This is a genomic window from Pseudomonas phenolilytica (genome assembly GCF_021432765.1).
Lineage (GTDB): Bacteria > Pseudomonadota > Gammaproteobacteria > Pseudomonadales > Pseudomonadaceae > Stutzerimonas > Stutzerimonas phenolilytica.
Genome location: NZ_CP058908.1, coordinates 392,652 through 413,086, shown reverse-complemented (window position 1 = coordinate 413,086; position 20,435 = coordinate 392,652). Strand labels below are relative to the sequence as shown.

The window sequence follows — 20,435 nt, the reverse complement described above, 5'->3', positions numbered from 1 at the left end:
TGCCATGCTGCGCATCAGCTACTTCGCCCGTTATCGTGAGTTGCTTGGCTGCGAGTTCGAACGTTTGCCCTGGCGGCCGGAGTTCGCCACCATCGACGACCTGCGTCGCTACCTGCAGCGTCGCGGGCACGCCTGGGCGCTGCTCGCCGAACGCAATCTGCTGTGTGCGCGCAATCAGGCGCTGTGCAGCAGCGCCGAGACGTTGCACGATGGCGATGAGATCGCCTTCTTTCCGCCGGTCACTGGCGGCTGAGCGACACCTCGCGTGGCCCGCGAACGAGGCCGGCGACACGAACCACCCGCCACGGGGAACGGTCCCCGGGCAGCCGCAGGCCTGGCCTGCGCCACCTCTTCTTTTATGGAGTTTCGAGCAATGGCTCACCTGTCCAACACCGAGTTTCAGTCGCTGAACATCGCCGTGCTCACGGTGAGCGACACCCGCAACATCGATTCCGATACCTCCGGCCAAGCGCTGATCGACGGCCTCACGAGCGCTGGCCACACCCTGGCCGAACGCGCCATCGTCAAGGACGACATCTGGCAGATTCGTGCCCGCGTCTGCAGCTGGATCGCCAGCGAGAACGTGCAGGTCGTGCTGATCACCGGCGGCACCGGCTTCACCGCCCGCGACAACACCCCGCAGGCGGTGCAGCCGCTGCTGGACAAGTCCGTCGATGGTTTCGGCGAGCTGTTCCGCCACTTCTCGCTGGGTGAGATCGGCACCTCCACCGTGCAGTCGCGCGCGCTGGCCGGCATGAGCAACGGCACGCTGGTCTGCTGCCTGCCGGGTTCGACCAACGCCTGCCGCACCGCCTGGAACAAGATTCTCGTCGAGCAGCTGGACAGTCGGACCAAGCCGTGCAACTTCGTGCCGCACCTCAAGGCCTCGGCGGTCGCCTACTGCGGGCCACGCTCATGAGCGCCTGCGGCTGCGACACCAGCGGACTGAAGCCGGTCGACGAGGCCATCGAGGCGCTGCTGGCGCGGGTGCCGGCGCTGCCGGCGGTGGAGCACGTGGCGCTTTCCGATGCGCTCGGTCGGGTGCTGGCCGAGCCGCTCGCCGCTCCGTTCCCGGTGCCGGCGTGGGACAACAGCGCGATGGACGGTTACGCCCTGCGCGCCGCCGATCTGCCGGCCGAAGGTGGCTGGCTGCCGCTCGCCGGGCGCATCGCCGCGGGTGATGCCGCCGACCAGCAACTGCCGGCCGGCCACGCGGTGCGTATCTTCACCGGCGCGCCGCTGCCGCCGGGTGCCGACACTGTGGTGGCGCAGGAGGATTGCCAGATCGAGGCCGAGCGCGTGCATTTCCCCGGCGTCAGCCTCGGCGCCCATGTACGGCGCCAGGGCGAGGAACTGCAAGCCGGTGCGCCGGTGCTGGAAGCCGGCAAACGCCTGCGTCCGCAGGAGCTGGGGCTGCTGGCGAGCTTCGGCGTCGCCCGCGTGGCGGTCTACCGGCGCCTGCGTGTCGGCCTGCTGTCCAGCGGCAACGAACTGCGCGAACCCGGCCAGCCGTTGGCACCGGGGCAGATCTACAACTCCAACCGCTACTGCCTGCTCGGCGTGCTGCGCAGCCTCGGGCTGGAAGTGCACGACTACGAAGTGCTGGTCGACGACCTCGACGCCAGTCGCAAGGCCCTGGCGCAGGCGGCAGCCGAGTGGGACATCCTGATCACCTCCGGCGGCGTTTCGGTGGGCGAGGAGGATCACCTCAAGCAGGCGATCCGCGAACTCGGCGAGCTGCACCTGTGGCGCCTGGCGATCCAGCCGGGCAAGCCGCTGGCCTTCGGTGAAGTCAACGGCAAACCGTGGATCGGCCTGCCGGGCAATCCGGCGGCGGCGCTGATCACCTCGCTGGTGGTGGCGCGGCCGTTCCTGCTGCGTGCGCAGGGCTGCCGCGATGCGCTGCCGACCCCGCTGCGCCTGACCGCCGGCTTCGCCTGGCGCAAGCGCAACAACCGTCGCCAGTACCTGCGCGCGCGGCTGGAGCAGGTCGATGGCGAGCTGCGCGTCTGCCTGCATCCGCGTCAGGGCTCGGCGATGCTGACCTCCGCCAGCTGGGCGGATGGCCTGGCCATCGTCGAGCGCGAGCGCACGCTGGAGGAGGGCGAAACCGTCGAGTACCTGCCGTTCAGCGCACTGCTCGGCTGAGACACGAAAACGCCCGGTCGATGACGAGTCGACCGGGCGTTTTGGCGTCGGCGGGTCAGGCCCGGTGGCGCTGCGGCAGCATCCGCTGCAGGGTGCCGTCGCGGCGCACGTACTGGTGGAACAGCGCGGCGGCGGCGTGCAGGCCGATCAGCCAGTAGCCGGCAACCGCCAGGGTTTCATGCAGCTCCTTAAACTGACCGGCGAGGTCCTTGTTGGCGTTGATCAGCGCCGGCAGCTCGAGGCCAAAGAACGGAATCGGCTTGCCGGCCGCGCTCAGCGTCAGCCAGCCCAGCAGCGGCAGGCCGATCATCAATGCGTACAGCGCCAGGTGCATCAGCTTCGCCAGCGCCTGTTCCCAGCCGGCGCCCGGCACTGCCTTCGGCGCCGGGTGCAGCCAGCGCGCCAGCAGTCGCAGCCAGACCAGTGCAAACACTGCCATGCCGAGCATGAAGTGCCAGTGTTTGAGCAGCTCGCGCGGCTCGCTGCCCTTGGCGAAGTTGACCCGCAGCTCGATGGTCGCGTAGACCGCCGCGATCAACAGCAGCATCAACCAGTGCAAGCCGATGGACAGCCGTCCGTAGCTTGCCACACCCGTTTTACCGTTCATTTCACCTGCTCCACGTAGGGGTAACGGAGGGTGATTCTAGGCGGCGAAACTTAAGCGAAACTTAGCCGGCTTACCGCGCCGGCGCCCCTCAACCGACGATCTTCAGCGCACTCTGGCCGTTGCCCTGGCGCTGCACCTGGATCTGCACCGGAATGCGCTCGTGCATCTCCGCGACGTGGCTGATCACCGCCACCTTGCGGCCCTGGGCCTGCAGCGAATCCAGCGCATCCATGGCGATCTGCAGCGACTCGGGATCGAGACTGCCGAAGCCTTCGTCGATGAACAGCGACTCGATCCTGAGCTTGCTCGAAGCCATCGAGGCCAGGCCCAGCGCCAGCGCCAGCGAGACGAGGAAGGTCTCGCCGCCGGACAGTGAATGCACCGAGCGCAGCTCGTCACCCATTTCGGTATCCATCACCAGCAACCCCAGCGGGCTGCCGCCGCGCTTGAGCCGGTAGCGCCGCGCCAGTTGGCGCAGCTGCACGTTGGCGTGCTGCACCAGCAGATCGAGGTTGTAGGCCTGAGCGATCTTGCGGAAGGCACCGCCGTCGCTGGAACCGATCAGCGCAGCGATACGCCCCCAGCGCTGGTGCTCGGCGCGCGCCGCGTCGATCTCGGCGAGCAGCGCCTGGCTCTGGCTGCGGCGTTTGTCGTCGTCGATCAGCCTGGCGCGGGTTTCCGCGCAGTGCTGGTCGGCCAGCTCGCACTGCTGCAGTTGTTCGGCGTGGCGCTGCTGCAGCTGCTCGGCATCCGGTGTTTCGCTCTGCTGCTGGTTGTGCAGGTTCAGGCGATTGAGGCAGCCATCCAGACGTTCGCGACAGCGGGTCAGGTTTTCGCTGTTCTCTCGCAAGCGCTGTCGCGCCTCGGCGATCAGCTGGTCGTCCATGTGCAACAGCTGCGCGAGGGTGGCGTCATCCAGCTGCGGATGGCCGACGCGCCAGGTCGCTAGTTCCGCGTTCAGCGCGTCGCGTTCCTGCTGCAATTCGGCGTGGCGCTGGCGACAGTTCTGTTGCTCGCTGTGCAGGCGCGTCAGGCCAAGTTTGCTCTCGTTGAGTTGCTGGTCGATCTCGGCCTGGGTTTGCCGCGCAGCCTGGATGGTTGCGTCCAGCTGCTGTTGCCAGGCGCTGGCGCTGCCATGCTCGCCAAGGCTGGTCCGCAGCGCCTGCTGGCAGGCGAGCAGAAGCTTTTCGCGCTCAGCCAGTCGCGCGTTGCAGCCAGCCTGCTTCTCCTGGCGATGGCGCTGCTGCAGCTGTTCGTCGCTGCGGCGCTGCTCGCACTGGCGCAGCTCCTCGGCCAGCTCGGCTTGCGTCTGCAGTTGCTGCAATCGCGTGGCGATGCTGGCGTCCAGCTGCATAAAGGTCTGCGCCGGATCTTCGCGCCAGCGCTGCAGTTGCTCGACGGGCAGCAGTTCGGCAAAGGCCGCCAGCTCCTCGTCGAGTTGTAGGCTGTCGCGGGCCAAGGCATCGCGCTGGCGCGCGAGCTGTTGAGTCGCCTCGACACAGGCCTCGCGCGCGGTCTGCCAGGCTTGCTGCAGGGTTTCGCTGCGCTGTTGCAGGGCGAGCAATTGCTGCTGACGCTGGCTGGCGCTGGTGATCTGGCCTTTGAGAGTCGTCAGCTGCGTTTCCAACCATTGCGAACGCTCGGCTTCAGGCTGCTCAAGCAATCGTGCGTGCGCGGGCAGGGCGAGCAGGCGCGGCGCCAGGGCCTGCAGCTGCGCGTCGACTTCGCTCTGGCGCTGCTGGGTCTGGCGCAACTGTGTGCTGAGCGCGACATGGCGATCGCGCAGCTCCTGCAGGCGCTGGTCCTGTTCTTGTAGTGCCTGACGCGCGCGCTCGGCCTCGCTGTCATCGTGCCGAGCAAGGCTGGCGACCAGCGCATCGGTCTGTTGCCAGGGATGCTCGTGGCTGCCGCAGACCGGGCAGGGCTCGCCGGGGATCAGCGCCGCGCGCAGCGCCTCGACATTCTCGCTGCGTGCCAGACGCTGGCGTTCGAGCAGCGCAAGGGTGACCGTGAGCGCCTGCTCGGCCGCATCTCGATCGATGCGGACCTGTTTGCCCAGCGGGACAAGGTTGTCCAGCTCGGTCTGCTGGACGGTGGCGGCGTCGGCCAGTTCGCGCTGGCTGGCGACGAGCGTCAGCTGCTGCGCCCAGAGCTGCTGTAGCGCATCGGTTTCGCGCTCGGCCTGGCGCCAGTCGTCGAGCTGTCGATGCAGCCGGGCCAGCTGTTCGGCCAGCCCGACGTCGCTGTCGCGCTCGCGTTGCAAGTTGTCCAGTGCCTCGCGGGCCACATTCTGCTGGGTTTCGGCGGCCTGGGCCTGCGCTTCCAGCGCGGGGAGCTCGCCCTGACCTTGCTGCAGACGTGCCGCCAGCTGGACGGCCTGTTGCAGACGCGGGCGGTAGCCGTCCCAGGCGCTGCAGAGCGGTTGCAGCGCGGCGCTCTTGTCCAGTTGCTGGCTCAGCGCGGCAAGTTCCGCGGCGGCGCGCTGCTGGCGCTCGGCGAGCTGCGTGAGCGTCGCTGCGCCTGCAGTCACCTCGGCATCGGCCCGGGTGCTGTCCTCGCGGATAGTGGTCAGGTCGGCGTTCAGATGCTGCAGGCGTTCCTCCTCACGGCGCGCCTGGACGAGCCGCGGCTCGGCGTCCTGGCGCGCCTGTTCGGCCGAACGCAGTTGCTCGCTGGCGGCGCTGCATTGGCTCTGCAGCTCGGCCAGGCGCTGCTGCACGGCCTGTTCCTCATGCTGCAGGCGCGCCAGGCTGTCGGCGGCCTTGTCCAGCAGCGGGCCGAGATCCTGCAGACGCAGGAAACGATGGCGTTGCGGCGCCAGTTGCTCGAACAGGTCGAGGATGCGCCGGGCCTCGGCAAGGCTGTCGCGCTCATCTTCGGCGTCCTGCAGTTGCTGGCGTGCGGCTTCGTGCTCGTTTTCCAGACGCTGCAGTTCGCTGAGCCATTGCCGCTGCGCTTCCAGCGCCTTGAGCTGCTGCTGCAGCGCTTTCAGTTCGTCGAGCTGGGCCTGATGTTCGCGCTCCAATTCGTCACGCTGCTCCGGCTCCAGTGGCTGCAGGCCACCGGCCTGCTGTTCCAGACGGGCGAGGCCTTCCTTCGCCTCCTTGGCGGCCTCGAACGCGGCCTGGCCGAGGCGACTGTAGAGGCCGGTATCGGTGAGCTTTTCCAGGAGGGTGCCGCGCTCGTTGTCGTCGGCCTTGAGGAAGGCGGAAAATTCGCTCTGCGCCAGCAGCACGGCGCGGGTGAACTGGGCCAGGGTCAGTCCAAGGCGGGCTTCGAGCAATTCCTTGAATTCGCGTTTCTTGCCGCTGGCCAGGAGCGTGCCGCTGTCGAGATCCGTAAGGCTCTGGCTGCTGGCCTGCAGGCGGCCGTCGATCTTCTCGCGGGCGCGCTTGACCTCCCAGCGTGCGCGGTAGCGGTGGCCGTCGACGCCGACGAAATCGACCTCGGCGTAGCCGCTGCCGCAGCCGCGGCGCAGCAGGTTGCGCTCGTCGCCACCGCCGATCTCGGCATCCACCTCGGGCACCTTGTTCAGCGGCGAAACGCTGTCGAGTCGCGGCGTGCTGCCGAACAGCGCCAGGCACAGGGCGTCGAGAATGGTGCTCTTGCCGGCGCCGGTGGGCCCGGTGATGGCGAACAACCCGGCGCTGGCCAGGGGTTCCGCGGTGAAGTCGATGACCTGCTCACCAGCCAGCGATGCCAGGTTCTTCAGGCGGATGGCGAGGATTCTCATCGGTCATCTTCCTCATGGGCGAACTCGACCCGTTGCAGCAGCGTGGCGAAATCGTCCAGCGCCTGCTCGTCTGCCGGGTTGCCGTACTGTTCTTCCCAGGAGCGGGCGAACAGCTCCTGCGGGGTGATCTGGTCGAGGCCGAGCAGCACGTCCGATTCCGTCTCGCCGCGTTTGCCGGCGTACTCGCTGGCGATGCGCACCAGTCGGCAGGCCTTGCCGGTTATCGCAGTTTCGATGCGCTGGCGCAGGTCCGGCAGCGGCTCGTCGAGCAGCACGCGTACCTCCAGCCAGGACAGGTGTTCGTCGAACAGGCCGGTGGGCGGCAGCGCCTCCAGCGCGGCGATCACCTCGGCCAGCGGGGCGCGGCCGATGCGGATCATCTCCACCGCACGCGGCACCGGCAGGCTTTCGACCTGCGCCAGCTGCTCGCCGTCGAGTTCGACGAGCAGCACCTGATGCGGGTAGTTGACCTCTGCGAAGGACAGCGGCAGCGGCGAGCCGCTATAGCGGATGCGCGCCTGCCCGGCGACCTGCTGCGGCTTGTGCAGGTGGCCGAGGGCGACGTAGGCGACGGACTCGGGAAACAGGCTGGCCGGCAGGGCCTCGGCATTGCCGATGACGATATTGCGCTCGGACTCCTCCGACACCACGCCGCCGGCCATGTGCGCATGGCTCATGGCAACCAGCGCCTGGCCGGGCTGGCGCACGGCCTCGGCGGCGGCGATGAGGCGTTCATGCACCTGGCGAATGCCGGCCATGTAGTCGTCGCCCAGCGTCATTCCGGTGACCTCGGCCGGGCGCAGGAAGGGCAGGGTGAGGCACCAGGCGGCGGTGTTGCCAGCGGCGTCGTGCAGCGGCACCAGCAGCCGCTGGTGGTCCAGCTGGCGCTCGGCGACCCAGCTGATGCGGCCGACGGCATGGGCATTGAGGCGCTTCATCAGCGGCGCCGGCAGCTCGATGCGCCCGCCCGAGTCGTGGTTGCCGGCGATCATCACGATGTCCAGCTGCGGGAGCTTCTCGTGGGCGCGGACGATGAAGTCGTAGAGGCGCTCCTGGGCCTTGAGTGGCGGGTTGACCGTGTCGAACACGTCGCCGGCGATCAGCAGGGCGTCGGCGCGGCGGGCGATCAGCTGGTCGAGCAGCCAGGCGAGGAACTGCGCGTGTTCGTGGTCGCGGTCCTGGCCGTGGAGGGTCTGGCCGAGGTGCCAGTCGGAGGTGTGGATCAGGCGCATGGGCTTTGGGCTCTCGTTGAGCGAAGGTGGGCGCGCCGTGACGTTGGGACGGGACGCAATTTGTTTGGAGATTTTGGTGGGGCGGAGCGCAATGCCCGGTGTCTGGGTGTGGCGCTTTCCGTAGGGTGGAAAACCGCGCAGCGTTTTCCACCTTGTTGGGCGCCTATGCCTGCGAACGGCGCAGCGCTTTCCTCGGCCGGAGCTACAGGTTGCGCCTTGCACGGCGCGTCACTTTCTCTTGTCTCGCCAAGAGAAAGTAACCAAAGAGAAGGCGCCCCCTGCATCCGGGTCTGGCCGCTACACGACCAGACTTCCCTCACTCCGGCATTGCTCCGGGGGCATGTCACGAAGGGGCATCCCTGCCCCTTCGTTCCTCGCTCGGCGTCCATGCCTCGCGTCCCCCTGCACAACGCCTGCGTTCGGCCTCCTGAAGGGGAAGGAAGTCCGAGTTGCCTGAAGGATCGAAAGCCAGCTTCGCTCTGCTTTTCCATGCACACCCCAACAGGCGATATCACCCTTCTCCTTGCAGATGGCCGAGTGGAGCCAGCGCGCAGGGGGACGAGCGGCATGGATGCCGCGAGAGGCGTAAAGGGCCAAGGATGGCCCTTGTACGCCGGCCCCCGGAGTGCTGGCGGAAGGAGGGGAGTCCGGGGGCGAAGCTCCCGGACCCGGATGAAGGGGCGCGCTTTCTTTTGCTTACTTTTCTTTGCGCGTGCAAAGAAAAGTGAGGCGCCGTTCCAGGCGCAACCTGTAGCCCGAGCCGAGGAAAGCGCCACGTCAGCCACAAGCGTGCGCGCCACCCCCGGTGGAAAACGCTCTGCGGTTTTCCACCCTACGGCCTCTTCCGCGACTGGAAAAAGTGAGGCGCCGTACAAGGCGCACTCTGTGGCCGCTGCCGAGCCAAGCCAGCCCCTCACGAGTACAACCACCCCTTCAACGCCTGCAGATTCCCCACCTGCAGCTGCTGCGCCGCCGCATTCGCCTGCACCGTATTCGGATCGATGCCGAAGCGCTGCAGCACGTACTGCACCAGCGCGCCGCGCGTCTCCACCGGCAGCTGGCCGTCGGCCATGCCGTAGTCAACCTCGATGATCGCCTTCTGCGCCGGGCTCAGCCGTGCGTCCGGCTCGATCAGCACCGTCACCGGCGTGTTCCACGCCTCGTCCTGCTCGCGGGTGTGTTCGCTTGCGTCCATCAGGTCCGGCTCGCCGCGAAAGCGGCTGAGGACGAAGTCGCGGTATTCGCGGTTCTTCTCGCAGTAGGCGCGCACGTGCCAGCGCATGCCGGTGTACACCAGCGTGTGTGGCGCCATCACGCGGATTTCCACCGCCGGGTTGGCCAGCGATACATATTCGGTCTCCAGCCGCAGGCCTTCGCGGCAGGCCTGCAGGATCGGCCGCAGCACTTCCGGGCGAATGCTGCGGTCGGGCACCTGCAGGACCTCGGTATGCGCATAGGCCAGCGCCAGGCCTTCGATGTGCGGCGCGCGCATGCGGTTCTGGTCGAGCAGGTGCAGGTAGGCGCTGGCGCTGGCATCGATGAAGCGTGGGCGGAAGTTCTTCGCCGGCTTGTAGCCCTTCAGGTGACGGTCATATGTCAGGTTTTTCGGCGCATGCTCGTTCAGATAAGTGTTGATGTCCTTCGACGCCTGCTGCCGGCTGATGCCGAAGCTCTGCATCAGATGGCCCGTGGTCAGGCGGCCTTCCCACCAGGCGACCGTCTCGATCAGGCGGTAGCGCAGGGCGAGGTCCCAGCGGATATGGCTGAGCGATTGTTCCCTTTTCATGGCGGCGGTTCCGTTCGAAAACTTTACATGCCTATGTCTGCATGCTCGACGTGTCGTCGGACGCTACATATATTCGGGGCGTGATTCAAGCTGATTCAGCCGAGGAGGTCGCGATGAGTCTGTTGTGGCAAGCCGTGGGAATGTCATCCGTCGCCTTGGTCGCGATGGTGCTTCTGGCCTGGCTGGCATATGCCGAGCGCGAGGGCGGATAGCACCCGCCTAGAGCCATTAGGTGACAGTTGAACGAGTGGTCGCGGCTTCCCGATGAGTGGCGGGAGATTCCGAGTAGAACGCGTGGTCTTTGTCTGCAGGCTACCCGTGTCGAGATGCTGCATGAAAACGATGTCGCGCCACCTGGCAGAGAATTTTTCCGCGCAATACCGCACGCGCGTGGAGCCGCAATCCGATGGACAACTGCTGGTACGGGTTTCCTATCCCATCAATGGCGTCGAGGCGATTCGCGTGATTGCCGGGCGGCAGGTGCAGAACACTCTGCTGGTCGAGACGCTGCTCGAAGACATTCGCAACGAGCTGGCCCGCTCGGGCTGAGGTGCGCCGTCAGCCGCTACGGCCCGGTGGCTGCGCGGCCGGCAGACGAATCGTCACCCGCAGGCCACCCAACGGGCTTTCGCCCAGTTCCCAGCTGCCGCGCCAGGCGGTGATGATGTCGCCGACGATATCCAATCCCAGACCATGCCCTTGTGCTGCTTCGTCCAGCCGCATGCCGCGGCTCATTGCCTTGGAGCGCAGCGGCGCGGGAATGCCGGGGCCGTCGTCGTTCACTTCGATCTGCCAGTCGCTGGCGCTGCGCGTGATGTTCAGCGTGACGGTGTGGCCGGCCCATTTGCAGGCGTTGTCCAGCAGATTGCCGAGCAGTTCCAGCATGTCCTCGCGGTCCCACGGCAGGCGGCAGCTTGCCGGTGCCTGCCAGCGCAGGTCGAGATCGGCGCGGTGGATGGTCGCCAGGGTGTCGAACAGCGCGGGCAACTCGACGTCGCAATCGAAATGCGCGCCGGGCAGTACGTCGCCGGCCAGCCGTGCACGGCCCAATTCGCGGCTGACGCGCTGCTGGATCTGCGCGAGCTGTTCCTGCAGCGCGGCCTGCAGTTCCGGATGGGCGGCGAATTCATCGCGCTGGGTCAGGCTGCCGAGCACCGCCAGCGGAGTCTTCAGCGCGTGGCCGAGGTTGCCCAGGGCATTGCGCGAGCGTTTGAGGGTGTCGTCGGTGTGCTGCAGCAGATGGTTGATCTGCTCGACCAGCGGTTGCAGCTCCAGTGGCACGTTGCCTTCGAGCTGCTGACGCTGGCCTTGTTGCAGCTGGGCGATCTGCAGGCGGGCGCGCTCCAGCGGCCGCAGCGCCAGGCTCACCGCGTAGCGTTGCAGCAGCAGGAACACCAGCAGCGCCACGCCGACCAGGCCCAGGCCGCTCAGGCGTACGCGGGCGAAGCTGTCGAGGATCGGCGTGTAGTCCTGCGCCACGGCAATGACGATCGGCTGGCCGTCGCGCTGATACTCGGCGCGGTAGGCGAGCAGGCGCTGCTCCTGCGGGCCGTCGAGCAGGTCCGCGGCCATGCCGGGCTCGGTTGGCCATGCCGGAGCGGCGTCCCACAGCGAGCGCGAGCGCCACAAGCGACCCGGCAGTTCGATCTGGAAGTAGTGCCCGGAGAAGGCCCGGTGGTAGCGTGGGTTGAGCCGCTTGGTGTCGAGCTGAATGCCGTCGGGACCGCGCACCACGGCGATCAGCAGCCCTTCGGCCTCCTCGCGCAGGTCGGTTTCCAGGCTGCGCTTGAGGCCGGCCTCGAACAGCCACAGGCTGGTCTGCAACAGCAGCAGACCGACGATCACCAGGATCGCCACCAGACCGAAGCTGAGACTGCGCTGAATCGATTTCAAGGCGCACTGCCGAAGCGGTAGCCCTGGCCGCGGCGGGTTTCGATCAGCTCGCGGCCGAGTTTGCCGCGCAGCCGGTTGATGTGCACCTCGATGACGTTCGAGTCACGCTCGGTTTCACCGTCGTACAGGTGCTCGGTCAGCTGCGTCTTGGACAGCAGCTGGCCGGGATGCAGCATGAAATAGCGCAGCAGACGGAATTCGCCGGCTGTCAGTTCGATCTCCTGGCCATCCTTGCGACAGCTCTGGCGCGCTTCGTCCAGCGCCAGGCCACCGGCCTGCAGCAGCGGCTGATTGGCCACGCCATGCGCGCGGCGCAACAGCGCCTGGATGCGCAGCAGCAGTTCTTCGGGATGAAAGGGTTTGGTCAGGTAGTCGTCGGCACCGGCTTTCAGCCCTTCGATGCGCTCGGCCCAGGAGCCGCGCGCGGTGAGGATCAGCACCGGTGTGGCGAGGCCGCGTGCGCGCCAGTCGCGCAGCACCTCCAGCCCCGGCTTGCCGGGCAAACCGAGGTCGAGAATGATCAGGTCATAGGGTTCGCTGGTGCCCTGGTAGTCGGCGTCGCGACCGTCCGCCAGCCAGTCGATGGCGTAGCCTTGGCGGGTGAGGCTGGCGGTCAGTTCGTCGGCCAGCGGTACGCTGTCTTCGACCAGTAGCAGGCGCATCAGTCCACCTCATCCTTGAGCAGCGTGCCGTCGCGCGCATCGAGTTCCAGTTCGCGGGCCACGCCGTCGCGGGTCAGCAGTTCGATTTCGTAGACGTAGCGGCCTTCCTCTTCCTCCAGCTCCGCCTCCAGCAGGCTGGCGCCGGGATGCCGCTGCAGCGCCTGCTGCAGGAGGTTTTCCAGCGGCTGGATCAGGCCGTCCCGACGCAAGCGCAGGGCTTCGTCCTGATCCAGGTCGCGGCTCGCCGCCGGGTTGGCGGCGAGCAGCAGTGCCAAGGGGAGCGTCATGAGGAGAGGGGCACGCATGGCTGGATTCAGTCGTCCTGTTGGTCCTGCAGTACTTCGCCGGTCTTGGCGTCGAGTTCTACGTCCCATTGCACACCTTTGTCGTCGCGCAGTTCAAGCTGATAGACGTAGCGGCCGTAGGCTTCTTCGAGTTCGGTGTCCTCGATGGTAGCGCCCGGGTGCTTGGCCAGCGCCGCTTCGTTGAGCTTCTCGAACGACTGAATGGTGCCGGCGTCGCGCAGTTTCAGGGCTTCGTCCGGGCCCAGATCCTTGGCCATGGCCAGGTTGGCGCCGAAGACGAGGGTGGCAGCGGTGAACAGAGTGGTCAGGGTTTTCATGTCTGGATTCCTGTGGTTGGTTTCGACGGTTCACAGGTTATGCGCCCTGGCTTAAATGAAACTGAATGTCATCCACGGCGGTTTTTTGCATCGTTCGGGCGAGGGCAGACGCAGGCGCAAGGACTAGGCTTGCTGTTGCCTCGGTCACTGGAGCCTGATCATGAATCACCTCGTCGCGACGCTCGCCGCTCTCTGCCTGATGCAGCCGGCGCTGGCCGAAGACCTGCTCAAACCCGAGACCGTGCCGCCGCCCATCGACGACAGGGCCGCGAGCGGCAGCCTGGAGGCCGAAGTCACGCACCACGCCAGCGGCACGCTGCGCGCTATCTACGCGACGCAGGGCAGCGTGACCATCGCCCTCGGCCCGGTGGTCGAGCTGAAGTGGCCGGCGATGGTCATGCCGTTTCGCATCGATGCGCGGCAGCTCGAGGGCCTGGCGGTCGGCGATGCGGTGGAGTTCGAGTTCACCAACGGCGAGATGGACCCGCGCATTGTCACGATTCGCAAACAGTAGCCGGGCGCGCGGGTTGAACTTCGGCGCGGCGGTTGGGCTCGGATTCAGTGTCCGTCACTACTGAAGGAAGAGCGCCATGTACAACAAAAAACTCACCGCCGCCCTGGCCATCGCCGTTCTCGGTTCGGGTTCCGCCGTCGCGATTGCCGCCGACAAGCCGGGCGCCGACTGGATCACCCTCGAGCAGGCTGTGGAGAAGGCCAAGGCCGCCGGCTACACCGAGCTGCACGGCATCGAGGCCGACGACGATGGCTGGGAAGGCGAGGGCATGAAGCAGGATGGCAAGAAGTACGAGTTCAGCATCGACGGCAAGACCGGTGAAGTGACTCGCGACAAGCAGGAGTGATTCCAGCCGCATCCAGCCCTCGTGCGGCGCGCGCAGCGGGTATCATCTGCACCCCCCGACTGCCGCGCCGCACATCATGCCCGCCTGCCATTTCCGACCGAGCACACTGCATCTGCCCCAGGGCGACTGGCGCAGCGTGCTCGATTGTCTGTGCGCACACTTCCCGGCCATCGACCGTGACACCTGGATCGACCGCATAAACCGTCAGCGGGTGCTGGACGCCGACATGCAGCCGATTGCGCTCGACCAGCCTTACCGGGTCGGCATGCGCATTCATTACTTTCGCGAAGTGCCGAACGAGACGCCGGTGCCGTTCGAGGAGCGCATCCTCCATGTCGACGAGCACCTGGTGGTGGCGGACAAGCCGCACTTTCTTTCGGTGATGCCGGCCGGCGAATACGTCAACGAAACCCTGCTGGCGCGCCTGAGCAAACGCCTGGGCAATGCCGATCTGGTGCCGATTCATCGCATCGACCGCCTCACCGCCGGGCTGGTGCTGTTCTCCGCCAATCGCGACAGCCGCGGCGCCTACCAGGCGCTGTTCCGCGAGCGTGAGATCGCCAAGCGCTACGAGGCGATCTGCCCGGCGCTGCCGCATGTGGAATTTCCGCTGCGCCGACGCCTGCGCATGGTGCCGGGCGAGCCGTTCTTCCTCATGCGCGAAGGTGAGGGCGAGCCCAACAGCGAAACGCTGATCGAGGTGCTCGAGCGCCGCGGCGATCTCTGGCGCTACGGGCTGACGCCGATCAGCGGGCGCAAGCATCAGCTGCGTCTGCACATGGCGACCCTCGGTGCCGGTATCTGCAACGATCCGTTCTATCCCGAGTTGCTCGAACGCTGCGCGCGCGAGGCCGACGACTACGCGCGGCCGCTCAAGCTACTGGCGCGCGGATTGCGCTTTCGCGATCCACTGAGTGGTGAACCTCGCGAGTTCGAGAGCACCCTGCAGCTGGAGTGGTGACGGCGGCGGACGCACCTTCAGCGCCGGGGCGAGTCTCAACCGAGACAGGCCAGCCACTGGTGCCTCCATGCCCGAAGGTCCATCCATCGTCATTCTCCGCGAGCAAGTCGCGGCGTTCACCGGTCAACGCATCGAGCGCGCCGAAGGCAGTGCCAAGGTGGACAAGGCACGGCTGGCCGGCCAGGTGGTGCGTGGCTTTCACAGCTGGGGCAAGCATCTGCTGATCGAACTGGAGGATGTGTCCGTGCGCATCCATCTGCTGCTGTTCGGCAGCTACCGCATCAACGAGCGCAAGGACTCCACGCCGCGCCTGAGCCTCGGCTTCGCCAACGGCGAGCTGAACTTCTATGCCTGTTCGGTGCAGTTCATCGACGGGCCGCTGGATGCGACGTACGACTGGAGCATGGATGTGATGAGCGAGGCCTGGAGCCCGCGCACGACGCTCAAGCGCTTGCGCGAACGCCCGCGGTTGCTGGCCTGTGATGCGCTGCTGGACCAGACGCTGTTCGCCGGCTCCGGCAACATCATCAAGAACGAGGTGCTCTACCGCATCCGCGTGCACCCGCTGTCGCTGATCGGCGAACTGCCGCCGGCCAAGCTACGCGAACTGGTGCGCGAGGCGCGTACCTACAGCTTCCAGTTCCTCGACTGGAAGCGGGCCGGCGTGCTCAAGGCCAACTGGCTGGCGCACGGCAAGCGCACCTGCGTGCGCTGCCGGATTGCGCTGGTGAAGGTGAAAGAACTGGGGCGCAGCCGGCGCCGGGCGTTCTTCTGCGAGCGCTGCCAGAAGCGCTACGGCGATTCCGCGCAGGTCGGCGCCGACGAACCGAGGGCCTTGGATGAGGCGTAGGGTGGACAACGGCGCAGCCTTGTCCACGCGGTTGATCCGCCGCCGAGGTGGTTAGCCGGGTTCCGGTGGAAAAGCGCTGCGCGCGTTTTCCACCCTGCGTCAGCGCAGCAGCGGCCTGAGCGCCTCGGCCAGCTGCGGTGCCATGCACACCGCGTTGCTTTCATGGGCGATGCAATCGGTGCTCCAGACGTGCCCGACACCGGCGGCGCGGATCACCTGCAGCGCATCGCCGGCGAACAGCGCGTGGGTCACGGCCACGTCCACCGAGGCGGCGCCGGCGGCCAGCAGTTTCTGCGCGGCCTCGGCAAGGGTGCGCCCGGAGCTGGCGACGTCATCGAGCAGCACCACGGGGCGTCCGGCGAACGTCAGATCGGGCAGGGCGATGTCCACCTGATGATCGCCGTGGCGTACCTTGCGGCACACGCCGTAGTCGAAACCATGTTCGGCGGCCGCCGCTTCGATCCATTGCAGCGCCTCGGCATCCGGGCCGATCAGCAGGGCATCGGGATGCCGCTCGGCGATCAGTCGCGCCAGCGCCGGGGCCGCGCAGAGGGTGACGGCATCGGCCAGCGGCACCGCCTCCTGCAGGGTGGCGACGCGGTGCAGGTGCGGGTCGACGGTGATGAGTGCGTCGAACTGGCCGGCCAGCAGCTGGCCGATCACCCGCTGGCTGACCACCTCGCCCGGGTTGAAGGCGATGTCCTGGCGCATGTAGGCCAGATAGGGCGTGACCAGGATCAGTCGCTTGGCGCCCAGGCGGCGCGCTTCGCCGGCCACCAGCAGCAGCTCGACCAGCTTTTCGTTGGGGTGATCGAGGCCGCGGTAGAGCACCAGTTGCTCGGCGATCGCTTCGCCTTCGGTCAGCGGCAGGCGCAGGCGCAGCTCGTCATCGGGGAAACGGTGGCGTTCGATCTGCGCCGCAGGCAGGCCGCAGGCCTCGGCCAGGCGCAGGGCGGCGGCGCGTTCGTCATCGAAATACAGCAGCTGGCTTTGCATCAGAACTCCACGAATACACTGGGAACCTCGTCGGCCCCGCCGAGGCTGAAGCCACTGGCGCGCTCGGTGGCCTGACGGGCGAAGGCGAGGTCGGCGGGAAAGTCCGCGTAGACGCGATACAGACAGGTGCCGGCCTGTACCGGTTCGCCGAGTTTGCGCAGGATGTCGACGCCGGCGCCCTGTACCTTCGGCGCGCCGGCCAACCGCGCGATGCGCGCCAGCTGCAGGTTGTCGATGCCGGTGACCACGGCGTCGCGGTCGGCGAGCACGTCGAAGCTGAGCCGTGCCAACGGCGGCTGGTTATGGTCGAAGGGTTTGGCACCCTGCGCGGCGATGATCGAGTGCATCTTCTTCAGCGCCCGCCCCGAGTCGAGGATGTCACGGGCAATGGCATAACCGTCGCCGCCGCGCACATCGGGATCGAACTCGAGCATGCGTCCGGCCAGGCGCAGGGCCTTCTGACGCAGGTCGATCGGCGCCGCCGGGTCGTTCTGCAGCACCTGCATCACGTCGCGCGCCTCCAGTACCGGGCCGATGCCATTGCCGATCGGCTGGCGACCGTCGGTGATGACCACGTCCAGGGTCAGGCCCAGGCGCGTGGCCACGAACTCGAACAGCTTGCGCAGGCGTTGCGCCTCGGCCATCGAGCGCACCTTGGCGGTCGGGCCGATGGGAATGTCCAGCAGCAGATGGGTGGAACCGGCGGCAATCTTCTTCGACAGGATGGAGGCGACCATCTGTCCCGGCGAGTCGATCGACAGTGGCCGCTCGACGGCGATCAGCACGTCATCGGCCGGGGAGAGGTCGCTGCTGCCGCCCCAGGCCAGGCAGCCGCGTTCCTCGCGGACCATTTCGCAGAGGCGCTCGAAGGGCAGCTCGACGTTGGCCAGCACTTCCATGGTGTCGGCGGTGCCGGCCGGCGAGGTGATGGCCCGCGAGCTGGTCTTCGGGCAGAGCATGCCGTGGGCGGCGACGATCGGCACCACCAGCATCGAGGTGCGGTTGCCGGGGATGCCGCCGATGCAGTGCTTGTCCACCACCGGATGCTCGCGCCAGTCGAGGCGGCGGCCGACCTGGATCATCGCGTCGGTGAGGAAGTACACCTCCTCGCGGTCCAGCTCACCCTGGTTGCAGGCGACGACGAAGGCGGTCAGTTCGATCTTCGAGTAACGGTGCTCGGCGATGTCGCGGATGATCGCGTGGAAGTCCTCGCGGCGCAGGCGCTCGCCGGCGATCTTGCGGTGCAGCGCGGGGATCGAGGGTGCCGGCTCGGCCTGGGAGATTGACGCGGGCACGCCGGGCTCCGCGCCGAGCTGGGCGAAGGCGTCCTCGGACAGCCCGAGTTCGTTGCAGCCGACGATGGCGGAGTCGTCCACCACGTTGAGGCTGGCGAGGATGCGCTTGCCGTTGACGCGGATCTCGACCTTGGCCAGCGCCTGGAAACCTTCGGCGCGGCAGGCCGCGCAATCGCGGTGCAGGTAGGCGACGTTCTCACGGTAGGTGTCGATGGCGACCCGGCGCAGTGCCAGGTGCACCGGAGCTTTGCCGCTGTTCGGCGTTTCGCTGGTAATGGTGGTCATGCGCGGACTTTCGCTGGGAGATGCTGGCTATCTAGCCTCAGCCGCCGGGCGCTTGCCAAGCCGCAGCGGGCCTGGCCCGCCACGACGTTGTCGCAGGTCAGCGAAAAGCGGCTATTGCGCGGCCCAGCCGCCGTCCATGTTCCACGCCGCGCCGCGCACCTGCTCGCCGGCTTCGCTGCAGAGGAACAGCACCAGTGCGCCGAGCTGCGCCGGGGTGACGAAGTCCAGCGACGGCTGCTTCTCGGCCAGCAGGTCGTGGCGCGCGCGCTGGGTGTCGCCATCGGCGCGGGCGCGTTCGTCGATCTGCTGCTGCACCAGCGGCGTGAGCACCCAGCCGGGGCAGATGGCGTTGCAGGTGATCGCCGTGGTGGCGGTTTCCAGCGCCACCACCTTGGTCAGACCGACCAGCCCGTGCTTGGCCGCCACGTAGGCGGCCTTCTGCGCCGACCCCACCAGACCGTGCACCGAGGCGAGGTTGATGATGCGCCCCCAGCCGCGCTGGCGCATGCCCGGCAGCGCCAGCCGCGTGGTGTGGAAGGCCGACGACAGGTTGATGGCGATGATCGCGTCCCAGCGCTCGACCGGGAACTGCTCCACCGGTGCGACGTGCTGGATGCCGGCGTTGTTGACCAGAATGTCGACGCCGCCGAACTGCTGCTCGGCCGCGGCGAACATCGCGGCGATCTGTTCGGGATCGCTCACGTCGGCCGGCTGGTGGATGGCCTGCCCGCCGCATGCGCGGACCGCCGCCAGCGCCGCGTCGACGTCGCCGAAGCCGTTGAGGACCAGGTTGGCGCCAGCCTCGGCCAGCTTGAGGGCGATGCCCAGGCCGATCCCGCTGGTGGAACCGGTGACCAGGGCGGTCTTGCCTTGCAGATTCATGTGTTGTTCTCCTCGCCGCGCGGGCTCAAACGATTCCGGTGGCGTAGAACACGCCGATCACTACGAACACCGCCAGGGTCTTGATCAGGGTGATGCCGAAGATGTCCTTGTAGGCCTCGCGGTGGGTCAGGCCGGTCACCGCCAGCAGGGTGATCACCGCGCCGTTGTGCGGCAGGGTGTCCATGCCGCCGGACGCCATCGACGCTATTCGGTGTAGCACCTCCAGCGGGATGTTGGCGGCATTGGCGGCGGCGATGAAGGTGTCGGACATGGCCGCCAGGGCGATGCTCATGCCGCCCGAGGCCGAGCCGGTGATGCCGGCCAGCAGGGTGACGGTGACCGCTTCGTTGACCAGCGGGTTAGGGATGTTCTTCAGCGCGTCGGCCAGCACCAGGAAGCCCGGCAGCGAGGCGATCACCGCGCCGAAGCCGTATTCCGACGCGGTGTTCATCGACGCCAGCAGGGCGCCGCCGACCGCGGTTCTGGTGCCTTCGGCGAGCTTGGCCTTGATCGCGCGAAAGCCACAGATCAACACCAGCAGAATGCCCAGTAGCAACGCCGCCTGCACCGCCCAGATGCCGGTCAGCTTGGCCACTTCGCTGGTCACCGGCTGCGCCATGCCGGCCAGTTGCAGGCTGTGGGTCTTGCCGTAGACCTCGGGAATCCAGCGGGTGAACAGCAGGTTGGCCACGCCCACCAGAATCAGCGGTGACAGTGCCAGCCAGGGATTGGGCAGGGCGATGTCCTCGGCGGTCTCCGGCTCGTTGCGCAGCTCCGTGCCGTAGCCTTCGCCGCGCGCCTTGGCTTTGCGCAGCTGGCGATGCAGATAGAACATGCCGACGCTGAACACGAACAGCGTGCCGATCACACCCAGCCAGGGCGCCGCCCACGACGTGGTGCCGAAGAAGGTGGTGGGAATGATGTTCTGGATCTGCGGGGTGCCGGGCAGGGCATCCATCGTGAAACTGAACGCACCGAGCGCGATGGTCGCCGGGATCAGCCGCTTGGGCATGTCGCTCTGGCGGAACATCTCGGCGGCGAACGGGTACACGGCGAACACCACGACGAACAGCGAAACCCCACCGTAGGTCAGCAGCGCGCAGACCAGCACGATCACCAGCATGGCCTGACGCGTGCCGAGCAGGCGGATCGCCGCGGCGACGATCGAGCGCGAGAAACCGGACAGCTCGATCAACTTGCCGAACACGGCACCGAGCAGGAATACCGGGAAGTACAGCTTGATGAAGCCGACCATCTTCTCCATGAACACGCCGGTGAAGGCCGGGGCCACGGCGGATGGATCGGTGAGCAGCACCGCACCGAGGGCGGCGATGGGGGCGAAGAGGATGACGCTGTAGCCGCGGTATGCAGCCAGCATCAGCAGAGCCAGTGCGGCAAGGGCGATGACGACGCTCATCGGGACGATCTCCTGACCTGTTGCCGTGCGATCGGATGCTGCCGGGGCATTCGGGAGTCTCGCGGCGGTGACAGGCATGTTGTTGTTATTGTTCGGCGTGCGGACGATGCCGCCCGGACGGTTTAGCGAGTTCCGTGCCAGATCGCTAACTGTTTGATCCGGCTGGCTTTTCAGTCAAGTGTTCAGTTATCCGGACAGGTCTTGAT

20 protein-coding genes are annotated in these 20,435 nt (G+C 67.1%); 8 read left to right on the top strand and 12 right to left on the bottom strand.

Annotation, left to right across the window (positions count from 1 at the left end):
* The first annotated feature begins 4 nt into the window (after positions 1–4).
* The 3 genes from HU825_RS02060 to HU825_RS02050 all read left to right on the top strand — a co-directional run bounded on the left by HU825_RS02060 (position 5) and on the right by HU825_RS02050 (position 2,148).
* Positions 5–253, top strand: a complete 249-nt coding sequence (locus HU825_RS02060; RefSeq protein ID WP_043299124.1) for a MoaD/ThiS family protein — start codon at positions 5–7, stop codon at positions 251–253.
* A gap of 120 nt (positions 254–373) precedes the next feature.
* Positions 374–919, top strand: coding sequence for a molybdenum cofactor biosynthesis protein B (moaB, locus tag HU825_RS02055; protein ID WP_043299122.1), 546 nt, complete (start codon positions 374–376; stop codon positions 917–919).
* Positions 916–2,148, top strand: a complete 1,233-nt coding sequence (locus HU825_RS02050) for a molybdopterin molybdotransferase MoeA (RefSeq protein WP_234302805.1) — start codon at positions 916–918, stop codon at positions 2,146–2,148. The genes moaB and HU825_RS02050 overlap by 4 nt, the downstream gene beginning before the upstream one ends.
* A 55-nt stretch (positions 2,149–2,203) precedes the next feature.
* On the opposite strand, the gene HU825_RS02045 is transcribed toward HU825_RS02050, so the two are convergent.
* The 4 genes from HU825_RS02045 to HU825_RS02030 all read right to left on the bottom strand — a co-directional run bounded on the left by HU825_RS02045 (position 2,204) and on the right by HU825_RS02030 (position 9,506).
* Entirely contained in the window at positions 2,204–2,755 is a 552-nt protein-coding gene (locus HU825_RS02045) for a cytochrome b (RefSeq protein ID WP_234302804.1), read from the bottom strand.
* 88 nt (positions 2,756–2,843) lie between these two features.
* A complete protein-coding gene (locus tag HU825_RS02040) occupies positions 2,844–6,488 on the bottom strand; it encodes an SbcC/MukB-like Walker B domain-containing protein (protein ID WP_234302803.1) in 3,645 nt (1,214 codons plus the stop codon).
* Entirely contained in the window at positions 6,485–7,720 is a 1,236-nt protein-coding gene (locus tag HU825_RS02035; RefSeq protein WP_234302802.1) for an exonuclease SbcCD subunit D C-terminal domain-containing protein, read from the bottom strand. The genes HU825_RS02040 and HU825_RS02035 overlap by 4 nt, the downstream gene beginning before the upstream one ends.
* A gap of 913 nt (positions 7,721–8,633) precedes the next feature.
* Positions 8,634–9,506 carry a helix-turn-helix transcriptional regulator gene (locus HU825_RS02030; RefSeq protein WP_054094596.1) on the bottom strand — a complete coding sequence of 291 codons (873 nt, stop codon included), beginning with the start codon at positions 9,504–9,506 and terminating at the stop codon, positions 8,634–8,636.
* A gap of 333 nt (positions 9,507–9,839) precedes the next feature.
* Between HU825_RS02030 and HU825_RS02025 the strand changes: the two genes are divergently transcribed.
* On the top strand, positions 9,840–10,055 hold the full coding sequence (locus HU825_RS02025; RefSeq protein WP_043298258.1) for a DUF3509 domain-containing protein: 216 nt from the start codon (positions 9,840–9,842) through the stop codon (positions 10,053–10,055).
* A 9-nt stretch (positions 10,056–10,064) separates the two neighbouring features.
* On the opposite strand, the gene HU825_RS02020 is transcribed toward HU825_RS02025, so the two are convergent.
* From HU825_RS02020 to HU825_RS02005, 4 genes are read right to left on the bottom strand one after another with little or no spacing between them, the layout of a single operon-like run.
* Positions 10,065–11,399: a sensor histidine kinase gene (locus HU825_RS02020; RefSeq protein ID WP_234302801.1), complete on the bottom strand. Its 1,335-nt coding sequence runs from the start codon at positions 11,397–11,399 to the stop codon at positions 10,065–10,067.
* Positions 11,396–12,061 (bottom strand): response regulator transcription factor, encoded by a 666-nt coding sequence (locus HU825_RS02015; protein ID WP_043298254.1) that lies wholly within the window; start codon positions 12,059–12,061, stop codon positions 11,396–11,398. Before HU825_RS02015 ends, HU825_RS02020 begins: the two co-directional genes overlap by 4 nt.
* Entirely contained in the window at positions 12,061–12,366 is a 306-nt protein-coding gene (locus tag HU825_RS02010; protein ID WP_043298252.1) for a PepSY domain-containing protein, read from the bottom strand. The genes HU825_RS02015 and HU825_RS02010 overlap by 1 nt, the downstream gene beginning before the upstream one ends.
* Positions 12,367–12,374: 8 nt before the next feature.
* Positions 12,375–12,683 (bottom strand): PepSY domain-containing protein, encoded by a 309-nt coding sequence (locus HU825_RS02005; RefSeq protein WP_008569787.1) that lies wholly within the window; start codon positions 12,681–12,683, stop codon positions 12,375–12,377.
* 160 nt (positions 12,684–12,843) lie between these two features.
* On the opposite strand from HU825_RS02005, the gene HU825_RS02000 reads away from it, so the two are divergent.
* The 4 genes from HU825_RS02000 to HU825_RS01985 all read left to right on the top strand — a co-directional run bounded on the left by HU825_RS02000 (position 12,844) and on the right by HU825_RS01985 (position 15,354).
* The gene (locus HU825_RS02000; RefSeq protein WP_156715354.1) at positions 12,844–13,197 is read left to right on the top strand and encodes a copper-binding protein; all 354 of its coding nucleotides are present in this window, start codon (positions 12,844–12,846) and stop codon (positions 13,195–13,197) included.
* A gap of 76 nt (positions 13,198–13,273) precedes the next feature.
* Complete coding sequence (locus tag HU825_RS01995) at positions 13,274–13,543, top strand: PepSY domain-containing protein (RefSeq protein WP_043298247.1); 270 nt, start codon at positions 13,274–13,276, stop codon at positions 13,541–13,543.
* A gap of 76 nt (positions 13,544–13,619) precedes the next feature.
* Positions 13,620–14,504 carry an RluA family pseudouridine synthase gene (locus HU825_RS01990; RefSeq protein ID WP_234302800.1) on the top strand — a complete coding sequence of 295 codons (885 nt, stop codon included), beginning with the start codon at positions 13,620–13,622 and terminating at the stop codon, positions 14,502–14,504.
* A 67-nt stretch (positions 14,505–14,571) separates the two neighbouring features.
* Entirely contained in the window at positions 14,572–15,354 is a 783-nt protein-coding gene (locus HU825_RS01985; protein WP_234302799.1) for a DNA-formamidopyrimidine glycosylase family protein, read from the top strand.
* A 99-nt stretch (positions 15,355–15,453) separates the two neighbouring features.
* Here the strand turns inward: HU825_RS01985 and HU825_RS01980 are convergent, their stop codons facing one another.
* From HU825_RS01980 to HU825_RS01965, 4 genes are all read right to left on the bottom strand, one after another.
* Positions 15,454–16,350 (bottom strand): ribose-phosphate pyrophosphokinase, encoded by an 897-nt coding sequence (locus tag HU825_RS01980; RefSeq protein ID WP_234302798.1) that lies wholly within the window; start codon positions 16,348–16,350, stop codon positions 15,454–15,456.
* Positions 16,350–17,930: a thymidine phosphorylase family protein gene (locus HU825_RS01975; RefSeq protein ID WP_234302797.1), complete on the bottom strand. Its 1,581-nt coding sequence runs from the start codon at positions 17,928–17,930 to the stop codon at positions 16,350–16,352. Before HU825_RS01975 ends, HU825_RS01980 begins: the two co-directional genes overlap by 1 nt.
* Before the next feature lie 111 nt (positions 17,931–18,041).
* Entirely contained in the window at positions 18,042–18,812 is a 771-nt protein-coding gene (locus HU825_RS01970; protein ID WP_138300426.1) for a 3-hydroxybutyrate dehydrogenase, read from the bottom strand.
* Positions 18,813–18,837: 25 nt separating this feature from the next.
* On the bottom strand, positions 18,838–20,229 hold the full coding sequence (locus HU825_RS01965; RefSeq protein WP_043298236.1) for a GntP family permease: 1,392 nt from the start codon (positions 20,227–20,229) through the stop codon (positions 18,838–18,840).
* Positions 20,230–20,435: the final 206 nt, after the last annotated feature.

What these genes read in the sequence shown, in the direction of transcription:
- HU825_RS02060 (WP_043299124.1), top strand. Translation starts at nt 5, where the DNA reads ATGCTGCGCATCAGCTACTTCGCCCGTTATCGTGAGTTGCTTGGCTGC.
- HU825_RS02050 (WP_234302805.1), top strand. Translation starts at nt 916, where the DNA reads ATGAGCGCCTGCGGCTGCGACACCAGCGGACTGAAGCCGGTCGACGAG.
- HU825_RS01995 (WP_043298247.1), top strand. Translation starts at nt 13,274, where the DNA reads ATGTACAACAAAAAACTCACCGCCGCCCTGGCCATCGCCGTTCTCGGT.
- HU825_RS01975 (WP_234302797.1), bottom strand. Translation starts at nt 17,930, where the DNA reads ATGACCACCATTACCAGCGAAACGCCGAACAGCGGCAAAGCTCCGGTG.
- HU825_RS02040 (WP_234302803.1), bottom strand. Translation starts at nt 6,488, where the DNA reads ATGAGAATCCTCGCCATCCGCCTGAAGAACCTGGCATCGCTGGCTGGT.
- HU825_RS01965 (WP_043298236.1), bottom strand. Translation starts at nt 20,229, where the DNA reads ATGAGCGTCGTCATCGCCCTTGCCGCACTGGCTCTGCTGATGCTGGCT.
- HU825_RS01980 (WP_234302798.1), bottom strand. Translation starts at nt 16,350, where the DNA reads ATGCAAAGCCAGCTGCTGTATTTCGATGACGAACGCGCCGCCGCCCTG.
- moaB (WP_043299122.1), top strand. Translation starts at nt 374, where the DNA reads ATGGCTCACCTGTCCAACACCGAGTTTCAGTCGCTGAACATCGCCGTG.
- HU825_RS02045 (WP_234302804.1), bottom strand. Translation starts at nt 2,755, where the DNA reads ATGAACGGTAAAACGGGTGTGGCAAGCTACGGACGGCTGTCCATCGGC.
- HU825_RS02000 (WP_156715354.1), top strand. Translation starts at nt 12,844, where the DNA reads ATGAATCACCTCGTCGCGACGCTCGCCGCTCTCTGCCTGATGCAGCCG.
- HU825_RS02015 (WP_043298254.1), bottom strand. Translation starts at nt 12,061, where the DNA reads ATGCGCCTGCTACTGGTCGAAGACAGCGTACCGCTGGCCGACGAACTG.
- HU825_RS02035 (WP_234302802.1), bottom strand. Translation starts at nt 7,720, where the DNA reads ATGCGCCTGATCCACACCTCCGACTGGCACCTCGGCCAGACCCTCCAC.
- HU825_RS01990 (WP_234302800.1), top strand. Translation starts at nt 13,620, where the DNA reads ATGCCCGCCTGCCATTTCCGACCGAGCACACTGCATCTGCCCCAGGGC.
- HU825_RS02030 (WP_054094596.1), bottom strand. Translation starts at nt 9,506, where the DNA reads ATGAAAAGGGAACAATCGCTCAGCCATATCCGCTGGGACCTCGCCCTG.
- HU825_RS02005 (WP_008569787.1), bottom strand. Translation starts at nt 12,683, where the DNA reads ATGAAAACCCTGACCACTCTGTTCACCGCTGCCACCCTCGTCTTCGGC.
- HU825_RS01970 (WP_138300426.1), bottom strand. Translation starts at nt 18,812, where the DNA reads ATGAATCTGCAAGGCAAGACCGCCCTGGTCACCGGTTCCACCAGCGGG.
- HU825_RS01985 (WP_234302799.1), top strand. Translation starts at nt 14,572, where the DNA reads ATGCCCGAAGGTCCATCCATCGTCATTCTCCGCGAGCAAGTCGCGGCG.
- HU825_RS02010 (WP_043298252.1), bottom strand. Translation starts at nt 12,366, where the DNA reads ATGCGTGCCCCTCTCCTCATGACGCTCCCCTTGGCACTGCTGCTCGCC.
- HU825_RS02025 (WP_043298258.1), top strand. Translation starts at nt 9,840, where the DNA reads ATGAAAACGATGTCGCGCCACCTGGCAGAGAATTTTTCCGCGCAATAC.